The 12,061-nt window shown below is 40.4% G+C and carries 10 protein-coding genes and 2 pseudogenes; 6 read left to right on the forward strand and 6 right to left on the reverse strand.

Annotation, left to right across the window (positions count from 1 at the left end):
• Positions 1-83 precede the first annotated feature (83 nt).
• Positions 84-1,256: a serine/threonine protein kinase gene (locus tag ACM0OS_RS18320; protein ID WP_414544632.1), complete on the forward strand. Its 1,173-nt coding sequence runs from the start codon at positions 84-86 to the stop codon at positions 1,254-1,256.
• Positions 1,257-1,368: 112 nt separating this feature from the next.
• Here the strand turns inward: ACM0OS_RS18320 and msrA are convergent, their stop codons facing one another.
• The 3 genes from msrA to ACM0OS_RS18335 all read right to left on the reverse strand — a co-directional run bounded on the left by msrA (position 1,369) and on the right by ACM0OS_RS18335 (position 3,952).
• On the reverse strand, positions 1,369-2,034 hold the full coding sequence (gene msrA, locus ACM0OS_RS18325) for a peptide-methionine (S)-S-oxide reductase MsrA (RefSeq protein ID WP_414544633.1): 666 nt from the start codon (positions 2,032-2,034) through the stop codon (positions 1,369-1,371).
• A gap of 212 nt (positions 2,035-2,246) precedes the next feature.
• Positions 2,247-3,194 carry a ribokinase gene (gene rbsK, locus ACM0OS_RS18330; RefSeq protein ID WP_414544634.1) on the reverse strand — a complete coding sequence of 316 codons (948 nt, stop codon included), beginning with the start codon at positions 3,192-3,194 and terminating at the stop codon, positions 2,247-2,249.
• Positions 3,195-3,220: 26 nt separating this feature from the next.
• Positions 3,221-3,952, reverse strand: a complete 732-nt coding sequence (locus ACM0OS_RS18335; RefSeq protein ID WP_414544635.1) for a hypothetical protein — start codon at positions 3,950-3,952, stop codon at positions 3,221-3,223.
• A 209-nt stretch (positions 3,953-4,161) separates the two neighbouring features.
• On the opposite strand from ACM0OS_RS18335, the gene ACM0OS_RS18340 reads away from it, so the two are divergent.
• Both ACM0OS_RS18340 and ACM0OS_RS18345 read left to right on the forward strand, forming a co-directional pair.
• Positions 4,162-4,800, forward strand: coding sequence for a Uma2 family endonuclease (locus ACM0OS_RS18340; RefSeq protein ID WP_414544636.1), 639 nt, complete (start codon positions 4,162-4,164; stop codon positions 4,798-4,800).
• Positions 4,801-4,859: 59 nt separating this feature from the next.
• Complete coding sequence (locus ACM0OS_RS18345) at positions 4,860-5,240, forward strand: calcium-binding protein (RefSeq protein ID WP_414544637.1); 381 nt, start codon at positions 4,860-4,862, stop codon at positions 5,238-5,240.
• Here ACM0OS_RS18345 and ACM0OS_RS18350 read toward each other — a convergent pair.
• Complete coding sequence (locus ACM0OS_RS18350) at positions 5,237-5,797, reverse strand: sugar O-acetyltransferase (RefSeq protein WP_414544638.1); 561 nt, start codon at positions 5,795-5,797, stop codon at positions 5,237-5,239. The genes ACM0OS_RS18345 and ACM0OS_RS18350 overlap by 4 nt on opposite strands.
• A gap of 264 nt (positions 5,798-6,061) precedes the next feature.
• On the opposite strand from ACM0OS_RS18350, the gene ACM0OS_RS18355 reads away from it, so the two are divergent.
• Positions 6,062-7,240, forward strand: coding sequence for a patatin-like phospholipase family protein (locus ACM0OS_RS18355; RefSeq protein ID WP_414544639.1), 1,179 nt, complete (start codon positions 6,062-6,064; stop codon positions 7,238-7,240).
• A 207-nt stretch (positions 7,241-7,447) separates the two neighbouring features.
• Here ACM0OS_RS18355 and ACM0OS_RS18360 read toward each other — a convergent pair.
• Positions 7,448-8,524, reverse strand: a pseudogene (locus tag ACM0OS_RS18360) (diguanylate cyclase domain-containing protein); the annotation flags it as partial.
• Positions 8,525-9,291: 767 nt separating this feature from the next.
• Between ACM0OS_RS18360 and ACM0OS_RS18365 the strand changes: the two are divergent.
• Positions 9,292-9,390 (forward strand): annotated as a pseudogene (locus ACM0OS_RS18365) (RNA-guided endonuclease TnpB family protein); the annotation flags it as partial.
• Positions 9,391-9,771: 381 nt separating this feature from the next.
• Here ACM0OS_RS18365 and ACM0OS_RS18370 read toward each other — a convergent pair.
• Positions 9,772-10,785: a hypothetical protein gene (locus ACM0OS_RS18370; protein WP_414544640.1), complete on the reverse strand. Its 1,014-nt coding sequence runs from the start codon at positions 10,783-10,785 to the stop codon at positions 9,772-9,774.
• 376 nt (positions 10,786-11,161) lie between these two features.
• Between ACM0OS_RS18370 and ACM0OS_RS18375 the strand changes: the two genes are divergently transcribed.
• Positions 11,162-12,022: a tetratricopeptide repeat protein gene (locus ACM0OS_RS18375; RefSeq protein WP_414544641.1), complete on the forward strand. Its 861-nt coding sequence runs from the start codon at positions 11,162-11,164 to the stop codon at positions 12,020-12,022.
• The last annotated feature ends 39 nt before the right edge of the window (positions 12,023-12,061 follow it).

Below are 12,061 nucleotides of genomic sequence, written 5' to 3' on the forward strand. Positions count from 1 at the left end.
GTTCTTGCCACATCTTCGGCAATTAGCGACTATCCTGGAATAGTAAGTGAATCACCCTAGCGTAAATTGCCAGCAGGTGTCAAATGCTGCAAGCAGATCAGATATTAAACCACCGTTATCAAATCCAGCGCGAACTTGGTAATAATGGGATTCGCCAAACTTGGCTAGCAACCGATTTACAAGCTAATGAGGGGACAACATCGCTAGTTGTAGTTAAACTCTTAGCTTTTGGCGGTACCGTTCAGTGGGATGACCTCAAACTCTTTGAACGGGAAGCGCAGATTCTCAAACAGCTGAATCATCCTCGTATTCCCCGGTATCTTGATTATTTTTGCATTGATGACCGCACACTTTGGTTTGGCTTAGTACAAGAATACATCCCTGGGGAATCACTCAAAGAAAAACTCAATCTCAGCAACAGGTTTAGCGAAAAGCAAGCAAAAAAAATTGCTGTGGAAGTTTTAAAAATTTTGATATATTTGCATGGTTTGAATCCAGGGGTGTTACATCGGGATATTAAACCGAGTAATTTAATCTGGGGTGAAGATAACCATATTTATTTGGTGGATTTTGGTGCAGTTCAAGATAAAGCTGCTAAAGAAGGCGTTACTTTTACTGTTGTGGGGACTTATGGTTATGCACCAATGGAACAGTTTGGTGGTCGCGCTGTTCCTGCTTCAGATATTTATGGACTGGGAACAACTTTGATTCATTTGTTAACAGGGGTTCCCCCGGCTGAGTTGCCTCAACAAGATTTACGGCTACAATTTGCTGACCGGGTGAATTTGAGTCCTAGTTTTATTCTCTGGCTACAAAAGTTGATAGAACCTGCACCAGAACAACGCTTCACCAGTGCAAGTAAAGCTATGAATGCTCTCAAATCTGGTCTGGTAGCCAAACCTAAAACCCCAGAAATCGTTAATAATTCTGGTTGTGGGATCAATAACCTCACACAAACCGTACCTGAAGAAATTCAAGGCTGGAATTGGGGAGCTTTTTTATTGCCTTGGTTGTGGTTATGGACAAATAATGTGTGGTACGGATTATTTTGTTTTGTACCACAGATCGGTTGGATAATGGCGATCGCCTTGGGTACAAAAGGCAATGAATGGGCTTGGAGAAGTCGCAAGTGGCGGAGTATTGAACAATTTAAAGCTCATCAACGCGGCTGGGCGATCGCAGGTGTTTTGATTGGTGCGCCTATTAGTATGATGTTGTGGATAGGGGCGTTTATGTTTCTTAAATCTGTGCTTTAGAGGCTAGAGGCTAGAGGCTAGAAAAGCGGTTTATGAAATTTTATTCCCAATCCCCCTCGCCTTAGCAAGCAAAGAGAGGGGTTGGGGGTGAGGTTTTTAATTTCCGTATTCTCTAGCTAATTTGAGATTCCACTACACCCACAGGACAAGCAACATTTGTCCCACCTAAGCCACAATAGCCATTGGGGTTTTTGGCTAGGTATTGCTGATGATACGCTTCAGCGTAGTAAAACTCAGGTGCATCGATGATTTCTGTGGTAATTTTCCCATACCCTGCTTTGTTAAGGGCTGGCTGATAAGCATCTCTTGACGCTTCTGCTAGCTGCTTTTGAGTTTCCGAGTATACGTAAATTCCCGACCGATATTGAGTACCGGTGTCGTTACCTTGGCGCATTCCTTGAGTGGGGTTATGGCTTTCCCAAAAAACTTTCAGTAATTGGGAGTAACTAATTTCTTTGGGGTCAAACACCACCAAAACAACTTCATTGTGACCAGTTAAGCCACTACAAACTTCTTCATAAGTAGGGTTGGGTGTGAAACCAGCCGCATAACCCACTGCGGTAGTGTAAACTCCCGGTAACTGCCAAAATTTGCGTTCTGCACCCCAAAAACAACCTAAACCAAATATTGCTGTTTCCAATCCCTCAGGAAAAGGCGCTTTCAGGGGATTTTTATTCACATAGTGTGAATCCGGTACGGGCATAGTCTTTGCCCTGCCTGGTAAAGCTTCTTGGGGGGTAGGAATTACCAGTTTTTTGCCAAATCCAAATAGTCCCATTGGTTTTTACTCTAATTTTTGATAAACATCTTTACCTTACTTAACATTGTGAACCACCTAGATTGAGTTTTGCTACTTTTGATGAAATTATCCCCGATATTTTTTCGTTATCAGTCCAAAAGTAGCGCCCAATATCTTCTCAAGAGCGATACCTACGGTGAACTACGCTAACGCCTGTATGAGAAAATAAGCGATCGCACTAATTCATATTTCTATTCTGCAACGCCAAATTTATTCTCTACTCCCCTTACCTTCAGGAAAGAATCAAACGCCAGCCTATCAGGTAGCGAAGTTTGTGCGCCTAGTTTTGTTGCTGCTAAAGCACCTGCGGCTGCACCCCAAACAACTGACTGATGTAAAGAAAGTCCTGTAAAAAGTGCTGCGGCTAAACCACCATTGAAAGCATCACCAGCCGCAACAGTATCAACGGTATGAACGGGAAAAGCTGGGACAGAAAATGTTGTCTCCGCAGTGGCACAAATTACACCTTTTGCACCTAATTTGACGATGGCACATTTCACACCTCGTTGTAATAAAACCTTAGCTGCTTTGATTGCCGATTCCTCATCATCGACAGTAAAACCTACCAATTGCCCTGCTTCTACTTCATTGGGTGTAATAATGTCCACTAATGGATAAAGTTCATCGGGTAAATTCGCTTGTGCGGGTGCGGGGTCTAAAATTATTTGAATATTGGCATCTTTTGCGGCTTGGGCTGCTGCTACTACTGTATTCAGGGGAATTTCTAATTGTAAAAGTAATGCTGTAGCTGTTGGTAATAAATGAGCTAATCGTTTTATATCTTCTTGATTAACACGTCCATTTGCACCGGTAATTACCACAATTTGATTTTCACCATCATGATCTATGGTAATGATGGCAACTCCAGAACTGACGGTTTCATCGATGAAAATATTGTCCGTCTGCACACCAGCAATTTGCAAATTCTGCACAAGTTCTGCACCACAATTATCTGCGCCGACACGTCCCACCATGTGAGTAGGAATGCCCAATCTTGCTAAAGCAACGGCTTGATTTGCACCTTTACCTCCCGGTATTTTGCAAAAACTTTCTCCCAGAACAGTTTCACATGCTATTGGTAACTGGGGTGTGGTTGCTACTAGGTCTATGTTGATGCTGCCAAAGACAATAATACTCATGAATTTCCAGAGTAAGACAAATTGCTCTACTTTTCAGATACATAAATTTTTAGATTAATACTTTCTCGCAAACTGCTAAAGTAATTTAGCAACGCATAGATAAAAGTTACAGTTCCTATCATTTCCAGCAATTCTTCAATCACTATGATAATTGTTGTTATTGGGGCAAGCCGACCAAAATATTCTCTGGAAAATCCACCTACCATTTCCATACCCAAAGCTCCGCCTACATAAAAAATTGCGGCAAGCAGGAATAAAGATTGAGTCGTTTTAGGTAAATCTAGGAAAAATTTAAAATATTTGAATATAAAAAATATAACCGCAGGAATCCCAAATATAACCCAGGTGTGAAAAAATATTGGGTTTAAATTCAATACCTCTCTTAGCGAGGGAATAATCAAAATTTCGTGGAAGCTGAAGGCTTCATCGAGGCTGAAAAAAAGAAATATTAAAGATAGGTTTTTCCAATAAATATAATACTTATCTGTTTTTTTTATTGAAGTAATTGCTGCTAACACTCCAGAAGCAAATAATAACATGAACGATGAATACCAAGCAGGGATATTTAACTCTTCATCAAGGCTAAAGAGTTCATAAAACCATTTTGAGCTGGGAAATGGAAACTCGGAAACCAAAAAATAACCACTTATAGCGCCAGTTACGGCAAGACATAAAATTATAGTAATTGAACGTTGTGTAATTTTTTTAATAGAGATATGAACTATTAACTCCGGATCACGAGTAGAGGGTTGCGACATATAAATCTTTTAGGAATATTCTTAACATTAACATAAAACTTTCTCTTAATATTAACTGAGCGCTTGAGCCTTAGTTTTGACTAAGGAGCCTGCCACAAACGTCTTTAAAAGTCATGTGTCATTTTCTTCACTGAGAGTAGGTTAATAAACAGGTACTTCTGCTAACTCCTTTGTTTGATATCTTGGAAAAAAGCCTGAGGATAATTCCTATGGTAATGACGGCACCCCCAAATTCCCAACGCGCCATACTACCTAACATCAGTTGGCAAACTTTTGAAACCATTCTCGCAGAAATGGGGAATAATCGAGCAACGCGACTGGCTTATGACCACGGAACGCTGGAAATTATGACTCCTTTAATGCCCCATGAGCATAATAATAGACTGATTGAACACTTAGCTTTTGCGTTAGCTGAGGAACTTAACCTTAATCTGAAAAGCACTGGTTCTGTGACTTGTAAGCGCCAAGACTTACTGCGGGGTGTGGAACCAGATTCGAGTTTTTACATCCAGAATGAACCTGTGATGCGACATAAGCAAAATCTCGATTTAAGTCAAGATCCACCACCTGATTTGGTAGTTGAGGTGGACTACACCAGCGCTTCTATTGACCGCCTTTCTATATATCTGGCTTTGGGTGTTCCAGAAGTGTGGCGTTATGACAAACCTGTAATGCAAATTTACCAATTACAAGAGGGTGTATACATCCCTTGTGATGTTTCACCGACTTTTAAAAATTTACCACTAACCACTGAAATTCTCCGTTTTTTGCAAGAAAGTCGCATAATTGGAGAAATACCTATGATTCGTGCGTTCCGTGATTGGGTAAAACAGCAAAGAAAAAATTGACACACCATTGGCAAAACGCTATACCATATCAAGGTGCATCCTATGTAAGCTTTTATCTTATGCCTAGTGTTGAACGTGACGAACAACGAGAGCATCGCATTGAAACAGAGATAATTGTCGATGCGGAAGACAAAGAAGACCGAGCAATGGGTTGGTACTATTACCTTGACGATACTCTAAATGTGCCTTTTATGGCTAATTGGTCGAAAAAGTCACGCAAAACTTCCACAGTCGAGGAAAAAAAAGTCGAGGTGTTAGGAATGGCACCAGAAGACGAATGTTTGAAAGATATGTATGTGGAAGTAGTTTATCCCAATGGCCAAGATGAAGATGTATTTGTGGCTAAGTTGTCAGATTTAGTCGCACTTGATACAGATAATGATACTTTAGAAGCGATCGCTGACTGGCATTATTGGCTTGCCAGAGGATACAAGTTTTAAGTTAAGTGCCGAATTATCCGACAAGGATTGCCCGCAGCGACAACGTTTGCGGGTATATTTTTAACAACTACGCTACCAGCACCAATAGTAGTGTTATCGCCAATGGTGACTCCTGGACAAATAATGGCACTACCCCCAATCCAAACATTATCGCCAATCTTTACAGGGGCAGCAAGTTCTCTTCCAGATAACCGGATTTCTGGTTCTGTAGGATGATAGGCAGCATAAATCTGGACATAGGGGCCGCACAACACATTTTCCCCAATTTCCACGACATTACAGTCTAAAATGACACAGCCATAATTCATATATAAGCCGTTACCAGCATAAATATGGCTGCCATAGTCACAGTGGAAGGGTGGCACAATGGTTAATTTTTGTCCTACTTGTCCAAATAATTCTTGCAGAATTTGTTGGCGTTGGGGTTTTTGTTCTTCTGTTGTAGCATTGTATATTCGCAGGAGACGACTGGCTTGTTTACTTTGGGCAACTAATTCAGGATCATCTGCTAGATATAACTCACCTGCTAACATTTTTTGTTTTTCGGTTTTTTCCATAAAAAATTTTTAGCTGCATCAATTAAATAAAATTCACAGATATTGAGAAACTTAAAATAAATTCATTAAGTTAATAACGGTATTTACACTGGTTGGAAAATACATGAAACCTAATAAGCTATAGTAACAATACTAAATATTGTCTGTTATTTAGGGCAATTTTTTTAAAATGTAATTACCAAAAATATAATTTTAATAACTTTACTCAAGTAATTAATATTTTTAAAATTGAGTCAAGAAAAATTGCAGGAGATGTAGTTAGGTATGGTTTTTCGGATTTTAAGTTTGGATGGCGGAGGTATTCGGGGAGTAGTTGCCGCAGCTATGTTGGCAGAAGTCGAAAGACAAATTAATCAACCTTTAAATCAGTACTTTGATTTAATTGCCGGTACCTCTACAGGGTCGATTTTAGCAGCTGCGATCGCTACAGGACGTAGTAGCCAAGAAATTATTGATATATATAGACAACAAGGCTCAATTATCTTTCCCTATAGAAGTCGTTTTTCTTGGCAGAGAATCCCTCTAATACTGAAATATGGTTTATCTGCGCCTAAGTTTTCTGACAGTGGGTTAACGCAAGTTTTGCAATCTGCTTTAGGTGATATCAAACTATTAGATATTCCTAAACCTAAGCTGTTAATAGTTGCTTACGATACTATTGGCAGAAAACCAGTTATTTTTAAAAGCTGGCACCAAGATGCTAGTTATGGTAATCTTCCTTTATGGAAAGCCTGTTTATGTTCAGCATCGGCTCCTACCTATTTCCCCGCACAGAAACTTGATAAAAGAATTAATGGCGTAGCTAAAGATGGCAATGATAACACCATCACTTTTGAGGAAAAGGAGTCTTTAATAGAGAATATATATCAAGGCGGGCAAATCAGAATTATTGATGGCAAAGGAAAAGGTCAAACTCGCACTATTAAAAGGTATATTGGTGAAAAACAATGCGCTTTAATAAATTTACCTTGGGAACAAATTCCCGATAATACTTCTGAATATTCAATTAAAACTATTTACTCTGTTATTGATGGTGGCGTTGCTGCTAATAATCCTTCTAGTTGTGCCGTGGCTGAAGCAGTCAGATTAGGAAACAACATTGAAGAAATTAGCGTTCTTTCCGTAGGTACTGGTGATCTCACGCGAGTAATTCCCTTTGAAAAAGCCCAAGGTTGGGGTTTGATACAGTGGGCGCAACCGCTAATTGGTGTATTACTAGATGCTTCGTCTAATATTCCTGAGTATATTACTAATCAACTGCTGAATGAGAGAGCTTTACGGTTACAGTTTAAGCTAGATAGAGCATTAACAGGTAAACGCTTGAGTGATGATATTGATGATGTGAGTCAGGAGAATATTGATAATTTAGTCGAAGCTGCTCAAGTGTATGTTCAACAATCACATATACAAGCTGAGATACAGAATTTTATGCGAATTAATTGAATAATTCGAGATATACAGCACTTGCGGTTTTTAAATAAAACAGGACTTACGCAACCAATCACGCATTTTCGTCATTGCGACTGTAGGGAAGCAATCTCAAAGCTTCGATTTTCGTAGCAAGTGCGTAAGTCTTAATAAAAAAATTTATTTAGTAAAAAACTAGGTAAATGCGCCTGCAAAAATGAATGTGTTGTGATGGAAAAACAGCTAAGAATTAGCTGCTGCATCAAATATACTATAACGAGCTTTTCCCTGTTGTTTAGCGCGATACATCGCAATATCAGCATCCCGCACCAAAGTTTCAGGTTCATCATCATTACCGCTATTCAAGGCAATACCAATACTAACTGTGGTGCAAATTTGATGTCCATTGAGGTTAATTGGCAATCCTAAAGTATCTTGAATGCGTTTGGCCACATTTGTCGTGTCGGTGACATCTTTAATTTCTTCTAACAGCACAGCAAATTCATCACCACCAAATCTGCCGACAGTATCACCACCACGTACACATGATTCTAAGCGACGAGCGATCGCTACTAAAAAATCATCTCCCATACCATGCCCAAAGCGATCGTTAATTTCCTTGAAGCCATCTAAATCTAAAAACAAAACCGCAAACCGATATTCATGTCGTCTTTTTTGTCGCTGTATTGAGTGCTTCAACCGATCTAAAAACAATACTCGATTTGGTAATGCTGTTAACCCATCATAAAAAGCATTCCGCAGCAGTTGCGTTTCCATTTGCTTGCGTTGAGATATGTCATGGAAAACTAACACTGCGCCAGTAATCTGACCATTGCGATCGCGGATAGGTGCGATATTATCTCCAATGGCTATTTCTCTCCCATCTTTGGCAATCAACATACAGTTTTCTGGTAAGTTCAACACCTCACCTACTTCCATTACTTGTGTTGCTAAATTATTGATTGCTTCATCCATATCTTTGTCAACTAGGTTGACAACTTCTGATAAATCTCTGCCAAATGCTTCATCTTGTTTCCAACCAGTGAGTGCTTCCGCCATTGGATTCATCATTTGGACACGTCCACTGGTATAAGTCACCACTACAGCACAGGGCATACTGTCAATAATCGACCCCATTCTTTGTTTTTCTGACTGCATTTTCTGATTCACCTGGTGCTTATAAATGGCCATTTCCACAGCGAGATGCAGGTCTATTTCAGTGAATGGTTTTAAGGTGTAACTCAAAGACTCACTTAATCTATTATTAGGTGACTTTATATATTCTAAACATTCAGCTAAATACAAAACCGGAGTATAAAAATAGTTTTTAGTGTTAACTCAATCTGAAAGTTAATAATTCCATGATAATCAATCTCTCTAATATAGGTGTATTTTCGTGACTAAAATACTGATTAATCATCAAAGGCTATTTTCGTACCAGACCTCATACTGTATGTTTATCAAGTCTTTCTAATTTAGCTCATTTAACTGACATATTTTAGATCAAATTTTTCCAAAAAAGCGTAAAAGCAGTAAGAATGCCACAGAGAAATATCATATTTTACATATAGAAAAATATATAAATAATCAATACAATTAATTACGGCAATTACGTAAAAATAAATCCTATCTGTACATTATGAAATCTAAAAGTTTGCCAATTTGCTTACTAGCCAACAACTTCAAATAATTACATCTTTGGCAGGCGATGAAATTAATCTCAAGTATTTTCTATTTTTGATACAATTTTCACTGATTCAGCCAGATAACTATCCAGATAAATGCTGATTTCATGAAGTAATAATTCATACAAAATACTTTATATAAATCAAATTTCCGTGAAATATTTTAAACATTAGAAGGACAGGCATCCCAATTTTATATTAATAGGATTTACGTACTCGCTACGCGGTAAGCGGTTAAGAACTAAATATCATATCCAGTAGAAAAATTGTTGTCATTGCGACCGCAGGGAAGCAATCCCAAAAACCCTGTAATTGAGTCGTTCCACTCGCGGCGGACATATCGTAGGTATTTAGCCAGAATCACGACATAATCAAAGTTTTTGATTATCCCGAACTCAGGTTATTAATGATGCAGATTGGTATTAATTCAGAAAATGGCTGGAATATTTTGGCGTTAAGTTTGGCAGAGTCACTGTTGCAGTCAACCCACCATTAACTTCCTAGGAATGTTTTAGTTGCGGCACACTCATTAAGAAGTCTGTTTGGCTTGTGGAATATCATCGTTCTATGGATCTAGTTAAAGCCATGCGTCGGTGTCGGTCACTTGAAATCTGGGCATCGGACTTAACTTGAGACATGGGGATAAGCTACGGTGTACACACAAATTATCTAATCACCCCAAATCCTTTACAAGTAGGGTGTGTTGTCGCGCAACGCACCATGAATGTTTGTTTACCTGTGCTTTAGAACTAAAGTCCACTACTACCAGTTAAAAACAAACGAGGGTGAGGTTTTTCTACTTGTGTGTACACGCTAGCTGAAGATCAGGGGTAATGGGGACTAGAAATAAAATGCTCCCTCATCACCCCATCACCTCATCACCTACTCTTGAGTTGGTTTTGTCCGTTTAATGGGCTTAGGCGCAGGCGTTTTAGGCACGGGTTTGGACACTGCGGAGGGGTCGCCACCTGTTTTCTTGATAGGTTTTGGGGTTTCTCCATTGCGTCTGGGGGGAAAGGGTTTCCTTCCACCACCACCACCACCACGAGGGCCGCCTCTGAACGGTGGTTTGCGTTTTTTGGGCAAATCAGCGATCGCTTCGGCTTTTTCTACTACTAATCCGTCGGCTTCTCGTTTGGCTTGAAAGTCCCAAAACTTACCAACGGCTTTGGTGGTCAACACACCCCGCAATTTCAACTTAAAATATTTGGGTTTGTCAGTTGGCTTGCGAGGAGCTTGTTTAATTTTGACTACTAAGCTTTTGGCGTCAAAAGACTGATAAACTACCTCGCCTCGAACGGAAAAACTACCATCAGGAAGTTCGGATGAGGATACGAGGTCACTGGGAGATTCTTCCAGGTTTTCTAGTTCATCATCGGTTTTCTGTGACTGTTGATCACCCGAAGTTGACTCCTCTTCTTCTGTTGTTGGTTGTTTCGCCAGATTTTCTGGTTCCCAAACTCCCACAACTTGGAGGTGCAAGGTGTCGTTTTCTTGCCGTGTGCGCGGATAAACCACCCATAAATGATCTTTTTCTAAATCTAGGTGATTTTTGACTAAGCTCATAATCCTGCCAAGGAGGACGGCGTTAAGTTCTACACCATCTGGAGTTAGCAGTGTTCCTTGAGTAAATTGTTCGCTGCTGGCATGATAGCGTCCTCGGACTAACCCGATGGCTCGATACTGCATTGGTTCACTGGGAGGCGGAATCGGTTGTTGCCGATTGGCTAAGTTCCCATTGGCAGCAGTCTCGCTACTATTGACAGAGGAATTTTCAAGTTTAGAGGTCTGGGCTGCCACTGTACGAACATTAGCGGCTATCTCTTTCTTGATTTGAGGTTGATGGTTGGCAGAAGAGTTAGAAGGTTCAGGCGAAGGCATCAGGTCGGAATTCATAAAAACTCCTTGCGGCGGAGACACATCCCATAGTGGGATTTTACGAAGGCATCTTGAAAAAGCGTTTGTGTGGCTAATTGAAAGTGTATTTGCTTTCTACAAACCTACACCAGAGCGCCCAATACAATAGTAGAGACGCTACATTTACATTTATACGCTAATGTAACTTAACGCCTTTACACTAGTTTCGGAAGCATATCATAAGTACAATTCTGATGGCTCCTCCTAAAGTCAACACTTACTTTAGCAGTGTGAATAGTTATTTGTTATAAAATTCACAGGCAATTGGCGGTATTCCGCAAAGTTTTGGAAATATTTCGCTTGCCGATTTTATGTCAATGATCATGTCGTTTGAATTCTGGAGTAAGACAAAACTGTGTCTCAACCGCGCAATCGTTGGATAGTTAGGATCATTTTAGCGCTGGCAGTTCTTGCTTTTGTAGGCGTTTCGGTGATTCCTATCATTAGCGCACTGAATAATACCTCATCCCCAAACCAGGAGGCTACTGGCACGAGAACCAGTGTATCTTCCTCTGATCCAACATCAAAGTTGGCAGACGAAGTACGAGGTTATGAACTGGTTTTGCAACGGGAGCCAGAAAATCAAACTGCGCTCAAAGGCTTGTTACAGGCTAGGCTACAACTTTTAAGTTTAAATCAAGGTGATGTTCAAGGAGTTATTGAACCTCTAGAAAAATTAGCTAAACTCAATCCTGAGCAGTCCGAATATGGAGTATTACTAGCCCAAGCCAAGCAGCAAATGGGCGATAAAGAAGGAGCCGCTCAAGCTTATCGCGGGATTTTGTCCACTAGGCCTGGTGATTTGAAAGCTTTGCAGGGGATGGTGGCGCTGTTGTTAGATCAGCAACGTCCTGAAGCCGCTGTGGGTTTACTACAAGAAACCCTCTCTAACGCTGCTCAGGTGAATACCATTCAACCGGGAAGTGTGGATACTGTGGCTGTACAAGTGCTATTGGGTACGGTTCACGCTTCCCAAAAACGCTATCCTCAAGCTAGCTCTACCTACGACCAGGCAATTAAAAATGACCCCAAAGATTTTCGTCCTGTTTTAGCAAAAGCAATGCTACTCAAAGAACAAGGCAAAGTCGAAGAAGCAAAACCTTTATTCGATAGTGCCTTGGCTTTAGCACCTGCTCAGTACAAAGACGAAATCAACAAAGCCGCCGCTCCTCCACCGTCTCCGCCTGCTGCACCGGAAGAAGGGAGTGGGGAGTAGGGAGTAGGGAGTAGGGAGTAGGGAGTAGGGAGTAGGGAG

The organism is Nostoc sp. CCY0012, assembly GCF_963920855.1.
In the GTDB taxonomy this organism is placed as follows: domain Bacteria; phylum Cyanobacteriota; class Cyanobacteriia; order Cyanobacteriales; family Nostocaceae; genus Cyanocohniella.